Origin of the sequence: Sphingomonas rustica (genome assembly GCF_039652585.1) — a bacterium.
Classification (GTDB): domain Bacteria; phylum Pseudomonadota; class Alphaproteobacteria; order Sphingomonadales; family Sphingomonadaceae; genus Sphingomonas; species Sphingomonas rustica.
Window position 1 is genome coordinate 184,174 of record NZ_JBDIZK010000002.1, and the last position, 21,421, is coordinate 205,594.

Consider the following 21,421-nt stretch of genomic DNA (forward strand, 5'->3'; position numbering starts at 1 on the left):
CATGGCCATGCTCTATCGCACCGCGTGGCGCTGGCATTTCTATGCCGGGCTGATCGTGCTGCCGGTCATGCTGTGGCTGGCGGTGACCGGCGGCCTCTACCTCTACAAGCCGGAGATCGAGAGGCAGGTCTATCGCAGCTGGAGCCAGGTCGAGCCTTCGGGCGCGATCCGGCCGGTCGCGGCGCTGATCGGTGCGGCGGAGCAGGGGTCGGGCGGGCGCGTCACGCAGGTGACGCGCCCCTCGGCGCCCGACGAAAGCTGGCGCGTGACGCTGCAGATGCCGGACGGGTCGAAACGTCTGGGGTTCGTCGATCCCTATCGCGCGACGCTGCTCGGCGCCGCCAGCGGCGGCGGGATCATGGCGACGATCAAGGAACTGCACAGCCTGGCGATCACCGGCCCGGTCGGCAATGCGCTGGTCGAGATCGTCGCGGGCTGGGCGATCGTGCTGGTAGTCACCGGGCTGATCCTGTGGTGGCCGCGCGGCGGGTCGCCGGCAATCGGAGTGCGCGGGCGGCCCCGCGCGCGGGTGTTCTGGCGCGACCTCCACGCCTCGATCGGGGTGGTCGCCGCGGCGGTCATCCTGTTCCTGGCCGTGACCGGCATGCCCTGGACGGTGTTCGCGGGGGCCAGGCTCAACCAGTGGGTCGCGGCCCAGGGCCTGGGTCGGCCCGAACGGCCGGGGCCGAAGGCGGCGATGCATGACGAGCATGAAGGCCATGAGGGGCATGGCGGAAAGGTGACGCTCCCCTGGTCGATGCAGTCGGCGCCGGTGCCGCAATCCTCCGGACCGGTTGCGGTGACGCCCGACCTGATCGCCGCACGGGCCGAATGGTCGGGCATGACCACGCCCTGGACGATGACGCTGCCTGCGCGCGCCGGCGCACCCTATCTGGTCTCACATCTGGCGACGCGCGCCGAGGACGCGCATGCCGTCTATCTCGACGCCGCGACCGGCGCGGTGATCCAGGATGCGCGCCAGGCCGATTTCGGCCTGGGCGCGAAGACGATCGAATGGGGCATCGCCGTCCATCAGGGCCAGGAATATGGCGAGCCCAACCGGCTGCTGATGCTGTTCGGCTGCATCGCCATCTGGGTGCTGGGCCTCACCGGCACGGTGATGTGGTGGAAGCGCCGCCGCGACGGCCGGCTGACCGAACCGCCCCGCGGCGATCCGCGACGCGAGCGCGGGCTGGCTGCGGCGATGCTGGTCCTGGCGATCGCACTGCCGCTGACGGGACTGACGATGGTGGCGGCACTGTTGGGGGAAAAAGCGTGGCGGGCCGTCCTGGCAAATAAATAATTCATTCCGGGCAATCGACGACTTGGCGAGTCCTTGCGCGCCAAGTACATGCGCGATCAGGGGGGAATCGTCATGCTATCGTCGGCACGCGTCTTGTGGTGCGCACTGGGTGTGAGCTTGCTCACAGCCTCGCCGGTGTTCGCTCAGGACACTGTGTCGGTGGTCCCGTCCGTATCGGGTGTCGAGCCGGCAGCTTCCATCGAACCGGCACCCGCGGCATCACTGCGGATTCCAGCAAATTTGCCGATCGAATTCGAATTCGTCGATCCCATTTCCTCCAAGAGCGCGAAGAACGACCAGTTCTTCCCGATCCGCATCACGCAGGACGTTCGCTGGAACGGTGCGCTGATGATTCCGGCGGGTACGATGGGGCAGGGTCAGGTCGTCCATGCTGCCCGTTCCGGCTGGGGCGGCAAGGCCGGCGAGCTGATCGTCGCTGCGCGCTATATCGACATCGCCGGGGTGCATATCCCGCTGCGTCGCTTCCGCATGGGCGGCGTCGGGACAGGAACCGATCGGGCCAGCGAGGCCGTTGCGGTCGCCGCCATGGTCCCGCTGGCCGGGTTCCTGATGAATGGCGGGGAAAAGGAGATCGCCATCGGCACGCGCGCGAACGCGATCGTTGCCGCCGACACGCTTGTCACGCCGCCTCAGGCGCAGCCTGTACCGACCACCGACCAACAAATACCAAACTGAAGGGGGACTATATCGTGAAGACTGCACTCCGTTTCGCGGCGATTGCCGCTACCGTTGCGATTGCCGCTCCGGCGCTCGCGCAGGACGCCGCGACCACCACGACGATCGCAGCACCCGCCGGCGATTTCGCGCCGATCAAGACCAAGTCGGGCACGATCGCGGCCGCACCGGCGGACAAGGCGCAGGTCGTGTTCTGGCGTCCCGGCACGCTGATCGGCGGCGCGATGGGCTGCACCGTCCGCGAGGGCGAGGGCGCGCAGGAGGTCCAGGTCGCGCGCCTTGGCGCGGGCAAATATGCGGTTCTCTTCGCCGAGCCCGGCAAGCATGTCTTCTGGACCACCGGCGAAGCCACGGATCGCATGACGATGGAACTCGAAGCGGGAGAAACCTACTTCGTCCGCTGCTCGATCGGAATGGGGTTCATGTCCGGACGCGCGCAGGTGTCCCCGTCCGACCGTGATGCTTTCGCAAAGAAGGCAAAGGGCATGAAGCAGTGGGTGAAGAAGGAAGGTGGCGACGACGCCGACGCCAAGTAATCCCGGACTTCCAGGATCACACCTCAAGGCCGTCGCCGGACTATCCGGCGGCGGCTTTTTGCTGCGGCGGCGGGGTGTTCCGCCTGGCCGCGCGCTTCTTCGGGCGTTTGAACCAGAAGGTCCAGACCGCGAAGCTGCCCAGCAAGGCCATGGCCAGGCCGGACAGCGTCATGACGAGCCGATAGGGCAGGCCGCCGACCTTGGCGGCGTGGAGCGGATAGGCGGTGTTGAAGACCTGCGCCCCCATCGGCATCGCCAGTGCGTCGCGCGCGGCGAGCAATTGCCCGGTGGAGGCGTCGAACCAGAGGGTGGTGCGGCCATTGGGCAGCCATTCGGCCTGCTGGCGCATCCGCAGCGTGATCGGCGCGCCGGGCTTCGACGGCAGCGACAGGATGCGAAATTCCGCGCCCGGGAAGCGCCGGGCGGCGGTGCGCAGCAGGGCGGTCAGGTCGAGGTCCGGGTTTCGCGGGCCGCTCGTCACCCTGGGCGGCGCCATCGCCTGCCTGACCTCGGCCGCCGAGGAAAAGGGCGCGGTCACGAGGTTGGCGACGGGCTTGAAGATCATCATCGTGCCGGTCAGCGCGGACAGGAACAGCAACGGCGCCATGACGATGCCGAGATCGCGGTGGTGCATCACGATTGCGGGACGGCTCATCCGTGCGGGCCACAGCCTGAACTTGAACGTCCGGCGCGTGCGCCACCACAGGATCGCGCCGGAGACGACGAAGAAGATCGCCGCCAGGCCGGCGATGCCGATCACCGTCTCGCCCGTATCGCCGGCGAGGAGGTGATGGTGGAGGTCGAAGATCCAGAGTTCGGGCCGTTCCCACTGGCTGTGCCAGCTGGCCACCAGAGTGCCCGCCTGATCCGCATAGGCGCCGCTGCCCTCGCCGGTACGCAGGAGGTGCAGGCCGAAATCGGGGTTCGCATAGATGATGCCGTCGACCTTCCCGCCACCCTCGGCCATCAGCTTTCGCGTCGCCGCGGCAATCGTCTCGACATCGCCGGCCAGCGGATCCTGGGCATGGGGCAGGCGGATCCAGGTGAAGCGATGGACCAGGATCGCGCCGGTCAGGCCGAGCATAGCGAGGACCAGCCCGAGCAGCCCGCCGGTCCAGCGATGGAGAAGATCGAGCAGGCGCATGGTCAGAACCGATAGTCCCAGCCCAGGGTGAGCGTGCGGCCGCGGCCGGCGAAGAAGGAGAGATTGTCGGTCGGGAGCCGGGTGTCGCTGCTATAGTCGATATAGAATGTGTCGAAGAGATTGAGCGCGCTGAGCGACAGGGCGCCGAAGCCGATATCGTAGCGGATGCTGGCGTCGGTCAGCGTGTAGCCGCCGAAATTGTTGCGCGGGTCCGGATTGGCCTTTCCGTGGAAGCTGCGGGCCAGGTAGAAATTGGTCTGGACCAGCGCCGCGAGCCGTCCGCGGGCATAGCTGGCGGACAGGTTCAGCCGATCGGGCGAGATATTGACGCCGTCAAGATCGGTATCGACGATCCCGTCTGGATTGGCGCTGTCGCCGTCATAGCGGCCTTTGAGATGGGCATAGCCGACGCCGACGCGAAGCCCCTCGACCGGGAGCGCGACGCGCAGGCTGAGCTCCAGCCCCTCGATCTCGACGCGCTGGCGCTGGACTTCGACGATGCGGTCGGGCCGGGCGATCAGCAACTGGCCCTTGTCGCTCGACGACCAGAAATAGGTGGCGCTGGCATCGAGCGGGCCGCGCTTCACCTCGAAGCCGATCTCGCGGTTGTTCGAGATGATCGGGCTGATATCGAGGAAATTGTCGAGGTCGACCCCCGGCCGATTGATCGACCTGGTGATGCGGCCGATGTCGGGGACGGTGAAGCCTTCGGCATAGCTGGCATAGGCGCGGATGCCCTTCACCGGCTCGACGATGACGCCGCCGTTGAGCAGCAGGTCGGAGAAGCTGGGACGCCCGCCCGAGACCGCGACGCCGCCATAGGTGGACGGGTCCGCGTTCACGAACGTGGTCGAAGCAAGCGTGCGATAATCGTCGATGCGGATCTCGACATTCTCGTAGCGCGCGCCGCCGGCCAGGCGCAGCATGCCGTCGAACAGCTTGAGATTGGCCTGGGCGAAGGGCGCGAGGCTGCGGAAGCTGCTGGGCGGGACCCAGACGCGATTGGTCGCGATCAGGCGCTGTTCGGTCTTGTCGGTCAGCGCGTCGACGCCGATCGTCGCGGTCAGGTCCTCGAAGCCGGGCAGGGCACGTTCGTAGCTGAACTTGGCGCCCAGCTTGCGCGAGCGGTTCTCCGACTGGTCGAACAGCTTGCCGCTGGGATCGAGCGCCGGGTCCTGGAAGGTGGCGATCGGAGCGATCTCGCCCCCGAACGTGTCGTGCGTGCGGTTGAAGAAGATCTGGGCGATCAGATTGCCGCCGGCCAGGTCGGTGTCGGTGAACGTCAGCGCGACGCTCTCGGTACGGCTGGCGGCCGGCTTGCCCGGGGCGTCTCCCCGGATCGCCGAGGTGGGAATGCCGGTCAGGCGATTGCCGGCAAGCGCGATATAGTCGCCATCGCCCTTCATCTCGTAGCGGCTGGCGATCAGGTCGAGCCGGGCGGTGTCTGAGACGGCGTAGCCGAGCCGCGCGAACCCGTTGGTCGTCTGCGAATCCTGGGTCTCGCCCTGGGTCAGATTGATCCCGATGCGGCGGCCGTCGCCGTCATAATAGGCGCCGCGCCTTTCATAGACGCCGCCGATCGTCGCATCGAACCGCCCGGCGCGATACTGGAGCAGGCCGCCCAGCTTGCCGCCCAGCCCGTCGTCGTGGAAGCCGGTGTCGGCGGTTCCCTGAACGAGCACGCGGCCCGACAGGCCTTCCTTGCGCGGTGCGCCGACGGTCACCTGATTGACGATGCCGCCGGTGCCGCCGACGCCCTGGAGCGCATTCGAGCCATAGATCAGCTCGACCCGATCGACGAAGAAGCCGTCGATCGTGAAGCCGTCGCGGCTGCCGTCGCGCATTGGCGTGGTCTGCGGAATACCGTTGATCGCATAGAGCGGCGAGCGGCCGCGCAGCGTCTCGCCCGATCCAGACAACTTCTGGCGGGTGGGTGAAAAGGACGGGGTGAGCAGGGCGACCGCATCGGTGGTCGAACCGGCGATCGCCATCTGCTGGTCGAGCGTCTGCTTGTCGATGATGTCGATCGTCAGCGGCAGGGCAGAGGGCGGCAGGACGGTGCGCGCGGCGGTGACGACGATCTCGTCGTCACGGTCTTCCAGCGTCTGCTCGCCGGACGCGGGACTGGCGATCGGATCCTGGGTCTGCGCCTGGGCAAGGGTCGGAACGAGCAGTGCGAGCGCCACGAGCGGCAGGGAATGAAGCGACATGGCGGCGCGGCTAGCAGGCCATGTTAGCTAATGCAAACTATTCGCATTAGAACGCTGCGCCCGTAATGAGTGCGCTCGCTCTCGACTTGACCGCTGAGCGCAGGCAACCCTCGAACAATCCAGCCCGCGGCAGACCATTCTTAAGCGTGGTGTGAAGACCGCGAAGCGGCGATAAGTCGTGGAACCGCCATTGAGTTACGGGCCGCATGCGGCTAACTCCGTCGTTATGGGGGGGCTAGAAATACCATCGACCATCCACGACGCAATCCAGCATTTTTGCGCCAACGGTGACGCACTCGCCTCTGCTGGCAGATACGAAGAAGCTATCGGCGAATATAATCGAGCGTGGGAAATCGTCCCCGAACCAAAGGTTCAGTGGAATGCATCTACTTGGATCCTGGCGGCAATAGGCGACGCTGCGTTTCTCGCCAACTATAAGACCTCGGCGAGAGAGGCGCTGGAATATGCGATGATTTGTCCTGACGCGGTGGGCAACCCGTTTCTTCATCTTCGGTTAGGTCAGGTGCTATTCGATACGGGTGAGCATGATCGTGCTGCCGACGAACTAATGCGGGCATATATGGGCGCTGGGGCGGATTTGTTTGCCGCCGAAGATCAACGATACCTTTCCTTCCTCCGCACCAGAGCCGCACTGGATTGAACGTCCGCTGAGGCGAACTGCGATACTGCCTATGCGGCGTCGACGATCGTCGTCCGCTGACTCGATTTCGTCCGACATCACGGCCCCGCTCAATCAGCCTCTGCCAGCCTGTCGATCGTCCCGCCCGCAAGACGGCCTTCAGACCTCGCTTACCGCTGGAGCGCTGAGCGGGAAGCAGAACCGTCATCCCTTTTGGCCGTCGAGACAATCCCGCTCGCGCCGGGCGGCTCACACGTCCCGGACGCTTTGCCGACAAAAAAGAAGCCGCCGCCCGGTCCCGGGCGGCGGCTCTTTTCATTCAGCGACGCGAGGCGCTGGACGGGGCGATCACTCGCCTTCGTTCAGATACTCGCCGGCATCGGCGTCGGTGCCGGTGCCCGAGGGAACGACGCTGGCCAGCGGATCGCTGCCGGTGCCGCCCGAGTCGCGGACGTCGCGAGCGAGTTCGGCCGCATGCTCCTGAGCCGCGCTGTCCGGCGCGATCAGTGCGTTCTGCAGCGCGCGCTGCTGGACGCGGAGCGCCGCATCGCGCGACGTGGCCGCCACGCGCAGGCGGTTCATGCCCGCACCGGTACCCGCCGGGATCAGGCGACCCACGATCACGTTCTCCTTGAGACCGTTCAGCGTGTCCTGCTTGCCCTGGACCGCAGCCTCGGTGAGGACGCGGGTGGTTTCCTGGAACGACGCCGCTGAGATGAAGCTGCGGGTCTGCAGCGACGCCTTGGTGATGCCGAGCAGGATGGGCTTGCCCTGCGCGGGCTGCTGGTTGGCCGGCAGCTTCGCGTTGATCGAGTCCATCTCCTCGCGATCGACCTGTTCGCCGGCCAGCAGCGTGGTGTCGCCGCCGTCGGTGATCTCGACCTTCTGCAGCATCTGGCGAACGATCACCTCGATGTGCTTGTCGTTGATCTTCACGCCCTGGAGTCGATAGACTTCCTGGATTTCCGACACGAGATATTCCGCGAGCGGCTCGATGCCGAGCACCTCGAGAATGTCGTGCGGATCCGGCGAACCGCCGATCAGGTTGTCGCCACGCTTGACGTAGTCGCCTTCCTGGACGTCGATCACCTTCGACTTCGGAACCAGATACTCCACGACCTCGCCGCCGTCCTCGGGCTGGATGCCGATCTTGCGCTTGGCCTTGTAGTCCTTGCCGAACACGACGCGGCCCGAGACCTTCGCGATGATCGCGTTTTCCTTGGGCTTGCGTGCTTCGAACAGCTCCGCGACGCGCGGCAGACCGCCGGTGATGTCGCGGGTCTTGGCGGACTCGCGAGCGACACGGGCGACCACGTCGCCGGCGCGGACTTCCGCACCGTCCTCGACCGACAGCACTGCACCGGCTGCGAGCATGTAGCGCGCGGCTTCGCCCGAATTGCCGTCGAGCAGGGTGATCCGCGGACGCAGATCCTCCTTCTTGGCGGTGATGCGGTTCTCGGTGACGACGCGCTGGGTGATGCCCGTCGCCTCGTCGACCTGCTCGGTCAGCGTCTTGCCGTCGACCAGGTCCTGGTACTTGGCGGTACCGCCCGTCTCGGTGATCACCGGCATGGTGAACGGATCCCACTCCGCCATGCGGTCGCCCTGGCTGACGATATGGCCATCGTCATACAGCACGTGCGCACCATAGGGGATGCGGTGCACCGCAAGCTCGCGGCCGTCCATGTCGACGATCGCCAGTTCGCCCGAGCGGCTGAGCACGACGCGACGACCGCGCTGGTCCTCGATGATGCGCAGGTCACGATATTCGATCGTGCCGTCCGACGTGGCTTCGAGGTTCGACTGCTCGTTGAGCTGCGCCGCGCCGCCGATGTGGAAGGTCCGCATGGTCAGCTGCGTGCCCGGCTCGCCGATCGACTGGGCGGCAATCACGCCCACCGCTTCGCCGATGTTCACCGGCGTACCGCGGGCGAGGTCGCGCCCGTAGCACTTGCCGCACACGCCGAACTGCGCCTCGCAGACCAGCGGCGAGCGGATCTTCATCCCCTGCACGCCGATCGCCTCGATCCGCGCGACCGCAGCCTCGTCGAGCAGCGTGCCCGACGGGATCACGATCTCGCCGCTCTTGGCATCGACCACGTCCTCGGCCGTGGTGCGGCCCAGGATGCGCTCGCCGAGCGAGGCGATGGTCGAACCGCCCTGGACGATCGCCTTCATCTCGAGCGCACGCTCGGTACCGCAATCCTCTTCCATGACGACGCAGTCCTGCGACACGTCGACCAGACGGCGGGTCAGGTAACCCGAGTTCGCCGTCTTGAGCGCGGTGTCGGCCAGGCCCTTGCGGGCGCCGTGGGTCGAGTTGAAGTACTCGAGGACGGTCAGGCCTTCCTTGAAGTTCGAGATGATCGGCGTCTCGATGATCTCGCCCGACGGCTTGGCCATCAGGCCGCGCATACCGGCAAGCTGCTTGATCTGGGCCTGCGAGCCACGCGCACCGGAGTGCGCCATCATGTAGATCGAGTTGATCGGCAGCTCGCGACCGGTCGCCTCGTCGCGACGAACCGCCTTGATCTCGTCCATCATGGCCGACGCCACCTGATCGCCGCAACGGCTCCAGGCGTCGATGACCTTGTTGTACTTCTCCTGCTGCGTGATCAGGCCGTCCTGATACTGCTGCTCATAGTCCTTCACCTGATCGCGCGTGTCGTCGACCAGCTTCACCTTCTCGGCCGGAATGAGCATGTCGTCCTTGCCGAACGAGATGCCTGCCTTGAACGCGTGACGGAAGCCCAGCGACATGATCGCGTCGGCGAACAGCACGGTCTCCTTCTGGCCGGTGTGGCGATAGACCTCGTCGATCACGTCGCCCACGTCCTTCTTGGTGAGGAGGCGGTTGACGGTCTCGAACGGCACCTTGTGCGACTTCGGCAGGCACTCGCCGAGCAGCATGCGGCCCGGGGTGGTCTCGTAGCGCTTGAGGTACTGGTTTCCGTCCTCGTCGGTCTGCGGAACGCGGCTGACGATCTTCGAGTGCAGCGTCACCGCACCGACGTCGAGCGCCTGGTGCACTTCGGCCATGTCGCCCAGCAGCATGCCTTCGCCCGGCTCGTTGGTCTTCTCCATCGACAGATAATAGAGACCCAGGACCATGTCCTGCGACGGAACGATGATCGGCTTGCCGTTCGCGGGCGAGAGGATGTTGTTGGTCGACATCATCAGCACGCGCGCTTCCAGCTGTGCCTCGAGGCTCAGCGGGACGTGGACGGCCATCTGGTCGCCGTCGAAGTCGGCGTTGAAGGCCGAGCAGACCAGCGGGTGAAGCTGGATCGCCTTGCCCTCGATCAGGACGGGCTCGAACGCCTGGATGCCCAGACGGTGAAGCGTCGGCGCGCGGTTCAGCAGAACCGGGTGCTCGCGGATCACCTCGTCCAGGATGTCCCAGACTTCCTTGCGCTCCTTCTCGACCCACTTCTTGGCCTGCTTCAGGGTCATCGAGAGACCCTTAGCGTCCAGACGGGCGTAGATGAACGGCTTGAACAGCTCGAGCGCCATCTTCTTGGGCAGGCCGCACTGGTGCAGCTTGAGCTCCGGACCGGTCACGATGACCGAGCGGCCCGAATAGTCGACGCGCTTGCCGAGAAGGTTCTGACGGAAGCGGCCCTGCTTGCCCTTGAGCATGTCGGACAGCGACTTGAGCGGACGCTTGTTCGCACCCGTGATGGTCCGGCCGCGGCGGCCATTGTCGAACAGTGCGTCGACCGCTTCCTGAAGCATGCGCTTTTCGTTGCGGACGATGATGTCCGGCGCGCGCAGTTCCATCAGCCGCTTCAGGCGGTTGTTGCGGTTGATCACGCGGCGATACAGATCGTTCAGATCCGAGGTCGCGAAGCGGCCGCCGTCCAGCGGCACCAGCGGGCGCAGCTCGGGCGGGATGACCGGAACGACGTCGAGGATCATCCACTCCGGGCGGTTGCCCGAGTCGATGAAGCTCTCGACTACCTTCAGCCGCTTGATGATCTTCTTGGGCTTCAGCTCCGACTTGGTCGTCGCCAGCTCTTCGAGCAGGTCCTTGCGCTCACCCTCGAGGTCGAGGTCCATGAGCATGATCTTGACCGCCTCGGCGCCGATGCCGGCCGAGAAGGCGTCCTCGCCATACTGGTCCTGCGCGTCGAGCAGCTCGTCCTCGGTGAGGAGCTGGAACTTCTCGAGCGGGGTCAGGCCCGGCTCGGTGACGATGTAGCTCTCGAAGTACAGGACGCGCTCGAGCTGCTTAAGCTGCATGTCGAGCAGCAGGCCGATGCGCGACGGCAGCGACTTCAGGAACCAGATGTGCGCGACCGGTGCGGCCAGCTCGATATGGCCCATGCGCTCGCGGCGGACCTTCGAGACGGTGACCTCGACGCCGCACTTCTCGCAGACGATGCCCTTGTACTTCATGCGCTTGTACTTGCCGCACAGGCACTCATAGTCCTTGATCGGACCGAAGATGCGCGCGCAGAACAGGCCGTCACGCTCGGGCTTGAACGTGCGATAGTTGATCGTCTCGGGCTTCTTGATCTCGCCGAAGGACCAGCTGCGAATGCGGTCCGGCGACGCGATGCCGATCTGGATCTGGTCGAAGGTTTCCGGCTTTGCGACCGGGTTCGCGAAATTGGTAAGTTCGTTCATTTCTTTCGTCCCTCTGGAGGGTCAAATTCCTTGGGCGGGCAGGGGAGGGTGGGCGCCACCCGGAGGCGGCGCCCGTCCCTTTATTCCGCTGCCTCGGCCAGATCGCCGCCGTCGTCCGTGGCTTCCTCGAGCGCCTTGAGCTCCACGTTCAGGCCCAGCGAGCGCATTTCCTTGACGAGAACGTTGAAGCTCTCCGGAATGCCCGCCTCGAACGTGTCGTCGCCCTTGACGATCGCCTCGTACACCTTGGTACGACCGACCACGTCGTCCGACTTCACCGTCAGCATTTCCTGCAGCGTGTAGGCGGCGCCGTACGCCTGAAGCGCCCACACCTCCATTTCGCCGAAGCGCTGACCGCCGAACTGCGCCTTGCCGCCCAGCGGCTGCTGGGTGACCAGGCTGTACGGCCCGATCGAACGCGCGTGGATCTTGTCGTCGACCAGGTGGTGGAGCTTGAGCATGTAGATGATCCCCACGGTCACCTTGCGGTCGAACGCGTCGCCGGTGCGGCCGTCATACAGCGTCGACTGGCCCGACGTATCGAGACCGGCCAGCGTCAGCATGTCGGACACGTCCGATTCCCGCGCGCCGTCGAACACCGGGGTGCCCATCGGAATGCCGGTACGCACGTTCTGGACCAGCTCGGCGAGCTGCGAACCGTCACGTGATTCGATGTCGGCGGCGTAGTGATCGCCATAGACCTCGATCAGGCGCGACTTGACCGCGTCCGGCATCTCGCCCGGCTGCGCATTGGGATTGGCGTCACGCCAGTCCTCCAGCGCCTGGGCGATCTGCATGCCGAGGTTGCGGGCAGCCCAGCCGAGATGCGTCTCGAAGATCTGACCGACGTTCATGCGCGACGGCACGCCCAGCGGGTTCAGCACGAGATCGACCGGCGTACCGTCGGCAAGGAACGGCATGTCTTCCTGCGGCAGGATCCGCGAGATGACACCCTTGTTCCCGTGACGGCCGGCCATCTTGTCGCCCGGCTGCAGCTTGCGCTTCACCGCGACGAAGACCTTGACCATCTTGAGCACGCCCGGCGGCAGCTCGTCGCCCCGCTCCAGCTTCTCGCGACGATCCTGGAACTTGTCCGTGATCCGCTTCACCGCCTCGTCATACTGGACCTTGACCGCTTCCAGATCGCTCTGGGCCTTGTCGTCCTGCACGGCGAACTTCCACCACTCGTGGCGGTCGACCGAGTCGAGCAGGTCCTGGTCGATCTCCGACCCCTTCTTCAGGCCCTTCGGCGTCGCCGTGGCCACCTGACCGATCAGCATCTCGCGAAGGCGCGACCAGGTCGCACGGTTCAGGATGTTGCGCTCGTCGTCCGAGTCCTTCTTCAGGCGCTCGATCTCCTCGCGCTCGATCGCCATCGCGCGCTCGTCCTTGTCGATGCCGTGGCGATTGAAGACGCGGACGTCGACGATCGTGCCGGCAACGCCCGGGGGCAGGCGCAGCGAGGTGTCGCGCACGTCCGAGGCCTTTTCGCCGAAGATCGCGCGAAGCAGCTTCTCTTCCGGCGTCATCGGCGATTCACCCTTGGGGGTGATCTTGCCGACCAGGATGTCGCCCGGCTCCACTTCGGCGCCGATATAGACGATGCCCGCCTCGTCGAGGTTGCGCAGCGCTTCCTCGCCGACGTTCGGGATGTCGCGGGTGATGTCCTCGGGCCCGAGCTTCGTATCGCGGGCCATGACCTCGAACTCGTCGATGTGGATCGACGTGAACACGTCGTCCTTCACGATCCGCTCGGAGATCAGGATCGAGTCCTCGTAGTTGTAGCCGTTCCAGGGCATGAACGCGACGAGCGCGTTGCGGCCCAGCGCCAGCTCGCCGAACTCGGTCGACGGACCGTCGGCGATGATGTCGCCGGCGTTCACGACTTCGCCCACCTTCACCAGCGGGCGCTGGTTGATGCAGGTCGACTGGTTCGAACGCTGGAACTTCATCAGCGAGTAGATGTCGACGCCGCTCTCGGTGGCTTCGACGTCGCCGGTGGCGCGGATCACGATGCGCGACGCGTCGACCTGGTCGACGATGCCGGCGCGACGTGCGCCGATCGCGGCGCCGGAGTCGCGTGCAACCGTCTCTTCCATGCCGGTGCCGACGAAGGGCGCTTCCGCCTTCACCAGCGGCACGGCCTGACGCTGCATGTTCGAGCCCATCAGTGCGCGGTTCGCGTCATCGTTCTCCAGGAACGGGATCAGCGAGGCTGCGACCGAGACGAGCTGCTTCGGCGACACGTCCATCAGGGTGATGGTGTCGGGGATCGCCATCAGGAACTCGCCTGCCTGACGAGCCGAAACCAGCTCCTCCTGGAAGCGGCCTTCGGCATCGAGCTCGGCGTTCGCCTGCGCGATGGTGTGCTTGGCCTCTTCCATCGCCGACAGGTAGACGACCTCGTTGGTCACCTTGCCGTCGACGATCTTGCGGTACGGCGTCTCGATGAAGCCGTACTTGTTGACGCGGCTGAAGGTCGCCAGCGAGTTGATCAGACCGATGTTCGGACCTTCCGGCGTCTCGATCGGGCAGATGCGGCCATAATGGGTCGGATGGACGTCGCGGACCTCGAAGCCCGCGCGCTCGCGGGTGAGACCGCCCGGCCCGAGCGCCGAGACGCGACGCTTGTGAGTCACTTCGGAGAGCGGGTTGGTCTGATCCATGAACTGCGACAGCTGCGACGAACCGAAGAACTCGCGCACCGCGGCGACCGCGGGCTTCGCGTTGATCAGGTCGTTCGGCATGACGGTCGACACGTCGACCGACGACATGCGCTCCTTGACCGCACGCTCCATGCGCAGCAGGCCGACGCGGTACTGGTTCTCCAGCAGCTCGCCCACCGAACGGACGCGGCGGTTGCCGAGGTTGTCGATGTCGTCGACATCGCCCTTGCCGTCCTTGAGGTCGACCAGCGTCTTGACGACGGCCAGGATGTCCTCGCTGCGCAGCGTGGTGACCGTGTCGGGCGCGTCGAGTTCGAGGCGCATGTTCAGCTTCACGCGGCCCACGGCCGAGAGGTCGTAGCGCTCCGGATCGAAGAACAGGCCGGCGAACAGCGACTCCGCGGTCTCGAGCGTCGGCGGCTCGCCGGGGCGCATGACGCGGTAGATGTCGGACAGCGCCTGCTCGCGCTCCTCGGCTTTGTCGACCGCAAGCGTGTTGCGGATCCACGGACCGGTGGCGATGTGATCGATGTCGAGCAGTTCGATGCGATCGATCCCGGCCTTATCGAGCTTTTCGAGATTCTCGGCCGACACTTCGTCGCCCGCCTCGATATAGATCTCGCCGGTGGTCTCGTTGATCAGGTCATAGGCGCTGTAGCGGTTGAAGATCTCCTCAGTCGGGATCAGCAGCGTCTCGAGACCATCCTTGGCAGCCTTGTTGGCTGCGCGCGGGCTGATTTTCTGGCCAGCCGCGAACACGACTTCGCCCGACTTGGCATCGACGATGTCGAATGCCGGCTTCGCGCTGCGCCAGTTCTCGGGCTGGAACGGAATCTGCCAGCCGCCCGGACCGCGCAGGAAGGTCACGCGGTTGTAGAAATAGTTGAGGATGTCCTCGCCGTTCAGGCCCAGCGCGTACAGCAGCGTGGTGACCGGCAGCTTGCGCTTGCGGTCGATACGGACGTTGACGATGTCCTTGGCGTCGAACTCGAAGTCGAGCCACGAGCCGCGATACGGGATCACGCGCGCCGCGAACAGATACTTGCCCGAGGCATGGGTCTTGCCGCGGTCATGGTCGAACAGCACGCCCGGCGAGCGGTGCATCTGGCTGACGATGACGCGTTCGGTGCCGTTGATGAAGAAGGTGCCGTTCTCGGTCATGAGCGGCATGTCGCCCATGTAGACGTCCTGCTCCTTGATATCGAGCACCGAGCGGGCTTCCGTATCGGGATCCACCTCGAACACGATCAGGCGCAGGGTAACGCGCATCGGCGCCGCATAGGTGATGCCGCGCTGACGGCATTCCTCGACGTCGAACTTCGGCTGCTCCAGCTCGTAGGTCACGAAATCGAGCTCGGCGGTGCCGGCGAAGTCGCGGATCGGGAAGACCGAGCGCAGGGTCTTTTCCAGGCCCGACACATAGCCGATCGAGGGGTCGGAGCGCAGGAACTGTTCGTAGGATTCGCGCTGAACCTCGATCAGGTTCGGCATCTGCACCACTTCGTGGATGTCGCCGAACACCTTGCGGATGCGGCGCTTAACGGTGCCGCCCTCGATTGCCTTGGTTGCCATGGGTGTTTTTGCCTCGTCAGCCGTAATTTCGGTGCCCCTGCCCGGGGCCGGGACGTGCGACAGGACGCGAAAAAGCCGCGCGACTTCCCGTATGGAATTCGGCAGCTTCGGCGTCCTGTAGGTGCTCCAGTCCTATTCGATCGACACGCTGCGCGACGGCGCGTCATTTCCCGGATCCGGTGCTGGCTGCGATATAGGGATGGGGGCAGCGAGTGTCAAATGCACTCGGGGGTTACAGGGTCCCGGTCCCTGGATCGCGACCCTGGTCCGCCTCCTTTCCGGCGTAGCGATCGGTGGCGCGGATCAGCTGGTCGAGGATGCCCGGTTCGGAAAAGGCATGGCCGGCACCCTCGATCAGGTGGAAGTCCGCCTCCGGCCATGCCTGGTGCAGCGCCCAGGCATAGCGAACCGGGCAGGGCATGTCGTAGCGGCCATGGACGATCGTGCCGGGAATGCCGCGCAGCGTCGCCGCACCCGTCAGCAGCTGGTCGGGTTCCAGCCAGCAGCCATGGACGAAATAATGCGATTCGATCCGCGCGAAGGCGAGGGCGAAGTCGCCTTCGTCATGCTGGGCCGACAGGCCGGGATCGGGAAGAAGGGTGACGACCTCCCCCTCGAACAGGCTCCACGCCCGCGCTGCCGCGATCTGGTCCTCGCGCGTGCCGGTGGTCAGGCGGCGGTGATAGGCGGCCAGCATGTCGCCGCGCTCCTCCACGGGAATCGGCGCCGCGAACCGCTCATATTTGTCGGGGAAGAGTTCCGACACGCCGAACTGGTAGAACCAGTCGAGCTCGGGCCGGGTGCACAGGTAGATGCCGCGCAGGACGATCTCGCTGACCCGCTCCGGATGCTTTTGCGAATAGGCGAGGGCGAGCGTCGAGCCCCAGGATCCGCCGAAGACGAGCCATTGCTCGACCCCGACACGCTCGCGCAGCCGTTCGATGTCGGCGACCAGGTGCCAGGTGGTGTTCGCCTCGAGCGCGGCATGGGGCGTCGACCTGCCGCAGCCGCGCTGGTCGAACAGCAGCACGTCGTACCGCGCGGGATCGAACAGGCGGCGATGCGCCGGGGAAATGCCGCCGCCCGGGCCGCCGTGCAGGAAGACGGCCGGCTTGGCGCCGGGGGTGCCGCACCGTTCATAATAGATGCGGTGTCCGTCGCCGACGTCGAGCATGCCGATCTCATAGGGTTCGATCGACGGATAGAGGGTCCTGAGCATGCGGCCATGCTCCCCGATTTCCGCCGGCAAGGGAAGGGGCGGGCTCACTTGCGCTGGAGTGCCACGATGATCGGCCCGATCTCCGCGCCCGAATCCTTGCGGCCGCTGACCGGGTCCCAGAGGCGGGACACCGAGCCGTCGAGATACAGGGCATCGGGCGCCTTCACCCGGTCGCGGAACAGGCGGGCGAAGCGCCCGAACGACACCGGCTCGTTGCTGATCGCGAACCATGCCGATCCGTCCGGCGAGACGCCGACCCCGTTGCGCATCTGGAGCGAGACGCCGTTGTCGGCGAATTGCGGATGAAGCTTGCCGCCGATCACCAGCATCGGACCCGACTGGGTGGCGAAGCGGACATGGTCGGGCTTGCCGGCGGCGAACTGTTCGGTGGTGACGACGTGCCAGCCGCGCGCATCGCCGTAGAAGACGCCATTGGGCTTGAGGTGGAAATTGCCGGGCCCGGAGCGGCGGTTGAGCGGCGCCTGCACCGCGCCATCCTCGACATAATAGCCGATGGGCAGACCCTTGCCGTCGAACATCCCCGCATTCATCGCAAAGGCCAGGCGGGCAAAGCGGTCGCCCAGCCGCCGGTCGAGCGTGTCGAAGCCGCGCATCGGCGCGCCGGCGTCGCCCTTGTTCACCAGCATCAGGTCATGCTTGCCCGGCTGGGCACGGCACAGGGTGAACTCGTTCCCCTCGAACTGCGTCACCGAGCATGCGGCATCGATGCCGTTGCGGCTATCGGGGGCGCCGCAGGCCGAAAGCGTCAGGAGGGCAGCCGTGGTCAGCAGCCGGGCGATCGTCGTCATCGCGCCGACTTAATCGGCAAATCCGCTGAAACAAGCCGCATTCAGGTCACAATGCCGGGCAACTGTGCACGGCGCACGGGCGTTTAACGGGGCGTTGAGTGGAGGTTTCATGATCGTGAAGTTGGCGCTGGCTGCGCCGTTGATGCTTCTGGCGTTCCCGGCGATGGCACAGGATGCGAGCCCGCCGCAGGATCCGCCCAAGCGCGTGCGCAGCGTGATCCTGTTCGGCAGCGAGCAATGCCCGAAGTCGACCGATCCGGACGAGATCGTCGTGTGCGCCGATGGCGGCGATTCGCCCTATCGTATCCCCAAGCGTTTTCGCGACAAGCCGGCCGAGGGGCCTTCGGCCCAGGCCTGGTCAAACCGGTTCGAGACGGTCGAGGAAGTCAATCGCGCGGGCATCCCGAACAGCTGCTCGCCGATCGGAACGGGCGGGCAGACCGGATGCAATCGTCAGATGATCCGCCAATGGTATCAGGAACGGCTGGACGCGAAGGCGCGGCAGGCCCGCGAACAGGCGCCCGACAACGACGACAAGTGAGGACGGTGCCGGGTCGGGCCTATTGCCCGAACCCGGCCTCTTCCGCCCTGGCGACCGCCTCGCGCGCGGCGGCGAACAATGCGCCTGCCTTGGCCTCGCACTCGCGCTGTTCATAGGCGGGATCGCTGTCGGCGACGATGCCGGCGCCGGCCTGGACGTGCATCACCCCATCCTTCACCAGCGCGGTCCGCAGGACGATGCAGCTGTCCATCGATCCGTCGGGCGAGAAATAGCCGACGCCGCCGGCATAGGGGCCGCGGGTCTCCGGCTCCAGTTCGGCGATGACCTGGCATGCGCGGACCTTCGGCGCGCCGCTGACCGTGCCCGCGGGAAAGCCCGCGAACAGCGCGTCGAGCGCATCCTTGTCGGGCGCCAGCCGGCCGACCACGTTCGAGACGATGTGCATGACGTGGCTGTAGAATTCGACGGTATAGCTGTCGGTCACCCGGACGCTGCCCGCCTCGGCGACGCGCCCGACATCGTTGCGGCCCAGATCGAGCAGCATGAGATGCTCGGCACATTCCTTGGCATCCGCCAGCAGGCTGGTGCGGTTGTCCTCGTCCTCCGCCGCGGTCTTGCCGCGCGGGCGCGTCCCCGCGATCGGACGGATCGTGACCTCGCCGTCGCGTGCGCGAACCAGGATCTCGGGACTCGAGCCCGTCAGCGAGAAGCCGGGCAGGTCGAGATGATAGAGGAAGGGTGACGGGTTGATCCGCCGCAGCGAGCGATAGAGCTCGAAGGGCGGCAGGGTGAAGGGGGTGGTGAACCGCTGTGCCAGCACCACCTGGAAGATGTCCCCGGCGGCGATATAGTCCTTCGCCCGGGCGACCATCTCGCCATAGCGGCCGGGCGCGAGGTTCGGGGTGAGCGCGATCGGTGCGGGATCGCAGCGAACCGGAGCGGGCAGCGTGGCGCCGGCCAGCCGTGCGGCGGTCGCGTCGATCCGTTCGGCGGCAAGCTCCGGATCCTGTCCGGGCCAGACGGGGGCGACGAGGAACAGGCTGTCGGCGAGGCGATCGAACACCAGCACGACCGTCGGCCGCACGAAGATCATGTCGGGGACGCCGATCGGATTTTCCGCCGGGCGCGGCAGTCGCTCGACCAGGCCGATCGTCTCGTAGCTGAAATAGCCGACCAGGCAGGCAAGTGCCCGCGGCAGTTCGGCGGGCACATCCATCCGGCACTCCGCCACCAGCGTGCGGAGCGCATCGAGCGTCGGCGCATCGCAGGGTGCGAACGCCTCCCGGTCGGTCAGCCAGGCGCTGTTGATCTCCGCTTCATTGCCGGTGGCGCGAAAGACGAGGTCGGGCGCGAGGCCGATCAGGCTGTGCCGGCCGCGGATCGAGCCGCCCTCGACCGATTCCAGCAGGAAGTCGCCCCGGCCCGGCTCGATCAGCTTGAGCGCAGCGGCGACCGGGGTGTCCGTGTCGGCGACCTGACGCCGCCAGAGGAGCGCGGGGCGCCCGTCGGCGAGCGCGGTCCTGGCGGCGTCGATGCCTTCGATCATGATTGCCTCAGCGGGTCGCGATGCCGGTCTGGAGCAGATTGGCGCGCAGGGTGCCGATCGCCGCTTCGTTGCGGGTCACGCCGACATGACGCTTGATCGCCTCGAGGAAGCTTTCGCGACGCTCGGCGGCGGTGGTGCGCGACAATGCGGTGGTGGCGCCCGCCATCAGCTGGGCATTGCCGCGGGCATCGCCTTCCTGGATGGTGGCGACATAGACGACGAAATAGCCCTGGCGGTCTGGCGACTGCACCCATTTCGCGCTCTTGGCCGGCATGCTGAACGCCAGCTGAGCCTGCGGACCCGCCTGCGGCGTCAGGTCGCCGAACTTCACGTCGAACGCCTTGGGCGGCACGCCGCGGATGCCGAGCTTCGCCATCGCCTGCGCCATGGGCGTGCCCTTCTTCATCTCGCCAACCAGCTTTTCGGCATTGGCGCGCACAACCTTCATCGCTTCCGACTTGAGATAGTCGTCGCGAACCTGCTTGCGGATGCTCGCCATCGGTCGAGCGGCCGGCTGAACGACGCGCGAGATCGCGGCGACGGCGAAGCCGCCTTCCTGGTCGATCGGGACGATGACCGGATCCTGCGAGTCGGGATCGATGCCGAACGCGCCCTGGACGACCGGCGCGAGTGCCGGATCTGGCTTGCTGTTGGGGTCGTCGGGGTTGATGCCGGCGGCCGTGATGGCCGCGGTCTGTTGCGGAGTCAGCTTGGCGGCCTGCATCAGCTGGTCGAAGGTCTGGCCGTTGCCGATGCCGTCCTCGATCGACTGGCGCAGTGCGGCCAGCGACTGGATGGTCTTGGCGGTGGTCAGCTCGCTCGTCAGCTCGGCACGCGCCTGGTCGAGCGTCTTTGCCGGGATCTTCTCGACCGTCTCGACCTGCAGCACGGCGTATCCGCCCTGCGCGCGGACCGGGCCGACCACGCCGCCCTGCGCTGCCGCGAAGGCGGCGTTGGCGACCTCGGCCGAGCTCGCCTTGGTCAGCGTCGCCTTGTCGACCGCATCGAATACGCGCGGCTCGAGCCCGCGAGCCTTGGCGATGTCGGTGATCGACTTTCCGGCCTTGGCCTCGGCGGCCGCGCTGTTGGCGCCCGCCTGATCGAGGATGACGAGCTGGCGGATCGTGCGCTTCTCGGTCGCGGCGAAACGGTCCGCGGACTTGCGATAGGCATCAGCGATTTCGGCTTCGGTCGGTGCCGCGCGTGTGGCGAAATAGTCCTTGGGAACCATCGCATAGCGGATCACGCGCCGCTGCGGGATCATGTAGGCCGCGCGGTTGGCGTTGTAATAGGCCGCCAGCGTCTTGTCGTCGGGCTCACCGGGGAAGGCGGCGTCCTGCCAGCGCAGCATCGTGAATTCGCCGGTGCGGCGCTGCAGCGGAAGCGCGGCATAGGGGGCGACGAACTTGGCGGGCATGAAATTGCCGGACGCCGGCGAGTCGAGCAGCCAGGTCTCGAGCCGTTCGCGGGCGAAATCGTCGCGCAGCGCCGAGGCGGAGATGCGCGCATCGGCGATCACGCGGTTGAACTGGTCCTGGTTGAACTTGCCGTCCACGCCCTGGAACGCCGGGGTGTTCGCGATCTGGGCATCGACCACCGAATTGTCGACGCGGATGCCGGTGTCGTTGCCGAACTCCTCGAGCGCGGCGGACTTGATCAGCTCGTTGACCGCGAGATCCAGCCCGCCTTGGGCCAGGAACTGCTCCATCGTGATGTTCTGGCCGTTGCGACGCGCCTGGGTGATGAAACGGTCGATGACCTCGCGCACCTGGGTGTCGGTGATCTTCTGCTTGCCCACGGTGGCGACCACGGCGCCCTTCGGCCCCGCGGGGTTGCTCAGGCCGGTGACGTCGCCCAGCGCGAAGGCCACGGCGATCAGGCCGAGCAGCAGGAACACCACGATGAGACCGCCACGCGATTTGGCGAAACTGCGAAAGAAACCGAGCATC

Annotated in this window: 13 protein-coding genes; 5 read left to right on the top strand and 8 right to left on the bottom strand. The window is 66.2% G+C overall.

Annotated elements, in window-relative coordinates; genetic code table 11:
* Position 1: 1 nt before the first annotated feature.
* Genes TPR58_RS03850 through TPR58_RS03860 form a run of 3 tightly spaced genes read left to right on the top strand, consistent with a single transcriptional unit; the run spans position 2 to position 2,535 of the window.
* On the top strand, positions 2 to 1,303 hold the full coding sequence (locus tag TPR58_RS03850; RefSeq protein WP_346245294.1) for a PepSY-associated TM helix domain-containing protein: 1,302 nt from the start codon (positions 2 to 4) through the stop codon (positions 1,301 to 1,303).
* A gap of 33 nt (positions 1,304 to 1,336) precedes the next feature.
* Complete coding sequence (locus TPR58_RS03855) at positions 1,337 to 1,999, top strand: hypothetical protein (RefSeq protein WP_346245295.1); 663 nt, start codon at positions 1,337 to 1,339, stop codon at positions 1,997 to 1,999.
* Between the two features lie 14 nt (positions 2,000 to 2,013).
* Positions 2,014 to 2,535, top strand: coding sequence for a hypothetical protein (locus TPR58_RS03860; protein ID WP_346245296.1), 522 nt, complete (start codon positions 2,014 to 2,016; stop codon positions 2,533 to 2,535).
* A gap of 40 nt (positions 2,536 to 2,575) precedes the next feature.
* On the opposite strand, the gene TPR58_RS03865 is transcribed toward TPR58_RS03860, so the two are convergent.
* Positions 2,576 to 3,679, bottom strand: coding sequence for a PepSY-associated TM helix domain-containing protein (locus TPR58_RS03865; protein WP_346245297.1), 1,104 nt, complete (start codon positions 3,677 to 3,679; stop codon positions 2,576 to 2,578).
* Between the two features lie 2 nt (positions 3,680 to 3,681).
* A complete protein-coding gene (locus TPR58_RS03870; protein WP_346245298.1) occupies positions 3,682 to 5,889 on the bottom strand; it encodes a TonB-dependent receptor in 2,208 nt (735 codons plus the stop codon).
* 190 nt (positions 5,890 to 6,079) lie between these two features.
* Between TPR58_RS03870 and TPR58_RS03875 the strand changes: the two genes are divergently transcribed.
* Positions 6,080 to 6,550, top strand: a complete 471-nt coding sequence (locus tag TPR58_RS03875) for a hypothetical protein (RefSeq protein ID WP_346245299.1) — start codon at positions 6,080 to 6,082, stop codon at positions 6,548 to 6,550.
* A gap of 327 nt (positions 6,551 to 6,877) precedes the next feature.
* Here TPR58_RS03875 and rpoC read toward each other — a convergent pair whose 3' ends face one another.
* The 4 genes from rpoC to TPR58_RS03895 all read right to left on the bottom strand — a co-directional run bounded on the left by rpoC (position 6,878) and on the right by TPR58_RS03895 (position 17,424).
* Positions 6,878 to 11,158 (bottom strand): DNA-directed RNA polymerase subunit beta', encoded by a 4,281-nt coding sequence (gene rpoC / locus TPR58_RS03880; RefSeq protein ID WP_346245300.1) that lies wholly within the window; start codon positions 11,156 to 11,158, stop codon positions 6,878 to 6,880.
* Between the two features lie 80 nt (positions 11,159 to 11,238).
* Entirely contained in the window at positions 11,239 to 15,396 is a 4,158-nt protein-coding gene (gene rpoB / locus TPR58_RS03885) for a DNA-directed RNA polymerase subunit beta (RefSeq protein ID WP_346245301.1), read from the bottom strand.
* A gap of 232 nt (positions 15,397 to 15,628) precedes the next feature.
* On the bottom strand, positions 15,629 to 16,615 hold the full coding sequence (gene pip / locus TPR58_RS03890) for a prolyl aminopeptidase (RefSeq protein WP_346245302.1): 987 nt from the start codon (positions 16,613 to 16,615) through the stop codon (positions 15,629 to 15,631).
* A gap of 44 nt (positions 16,616 to 16,659) precedes the next feature.
* Positions 16,660 to 17,424: a phosphodiester glycosidase family protein gene (locus tag TPR58_RS03895; protein WP_346245303.1), complete on the bottom strand. Its 765-nt coding sequence runs from the start codon at positions 17,422 to 17,424 to the stop codon at positions 16,660 to 16,662.
* A 109-nt stretch (positions 17,425 to 17,533) separates the two neighbouring features.
* Between TPR58_RS03895 and TPR58_RS03900 the strand changes: the two genes are divergently transcribed.
* Positions 17,534 to 17,965, top strand: coding sequence for a hypothetical protein (locus TPR58_RS03900; protein WP_346245304.1), 432 nt, complete (start codon positions 17,534 to 17,536; stop codon positions 17,963 to 17,965).
* A 19-nt stretch (positions 17,966 to 17,984) separates the two neighbouring features.
* Here TPR58_RS03900 and TPR58_RS03905 read toward each other — a convergent pair whose 3' ends face one another.
* Together TPR58_RS03905 and TPR58_RS03910 are read right to left on the bottom strand one after the other, a co-directional pair.
* Complete coding sequence (locus TPR58_RS03905; RefSeq protein WP_346245305.1) at positions 17,985 to 19,472, bottom strand: anthranilate synthase component I family protein; 1,488 nt, start codon at positions 19,470 to 19,472, stop codon at positions 17,985 to 17,987.
* Between the two features lie 7 nt (positions 19,473 to 19,479).
* Positions 19,480 to 21,420, bottom strand: coding sequence for a peptidylprolyl isomerase (locus tag TPR58_RS03910; RefSeq protein WP_346245306.1), 1,941 nt, complete (start codon positions 21,418 to 21,420; stop codon positions 19,480 to 19,482).
* Position 21,421: the final 1 nt, after the last annotated feature.

Bases quoted from the DNA above. Each gene is read 5' to 3' on its own strand.
- TPR58_RS03850 (WP_346245294.1), top strand. From the start codon at position 2: ATGGCCATGCTCTATCGCACCGCGTGGCGCTGGCATTTCTATGCCGGG.
- rpoB (WP_346245301.1), bottom strand. From the start codon at position 15,396: ATGGCAACCAAGGCAATCGAGGGCGGCACCGTTAAGCGCCGCATCCGC.
- pip (WP_346245302.1), bottom strand. From the start codon at position 16,615: ATGCTCAGGACCCTCTATCCGTCGATCGAACCCTATGAGATCGGCATG.
- TPR58_RS03865 (WP_346245297.1), bottom strand. From the start codon at position 3,679: ATGCGCCTGCTCGATCTTCTCCATCGCTGGACCGGCGGGCTGCTCGGG.
- TPR58_RS03905 (WP_346245305.1), bottom strand. From the start codon at position 19,472: ATGATCGAAGGCATCGACGCCGCCAGGACCGCGCTCGCCGACGGGCGC.
- rpoC (WP_346245300.1), bottom strand. From the start codon at position 11,158: ATGAACGAACTTACCAATTTCGCGAACCCGGTCGCAAAGCCGGAAACC.
- TPR58_RS03870 (WP_346245298.1), bottom strand. From the start codon at position 5,889: ATGTCGCTTCATTCCCTGCCGCTCGTGGCGCTCGCACTGCTCGTTCCG.
- TPR58_RS03900 (WP_346245304.1), top strand. From the start codon at position 17,534: ATGATCGTGAAGTTGGCGCTGGCTGCGCCGTTGATGCTTCTGGCGTTC.
- TPR58_RS03895 (WP_346245303.1), bottom strand. From the start codon at position 17,424: ATGACGACGATCGCCCGGCTGCTGACCACGGCTGCCCTCCTGACGCTT.
- TPR58_RS03910 (WP_346245306.1), bottom strand. From the start codon at position 21,420: ATGCTCGGTTTCTTTCGCAGTTTCGCCAAATCGCGTGGCGGTCTCATC.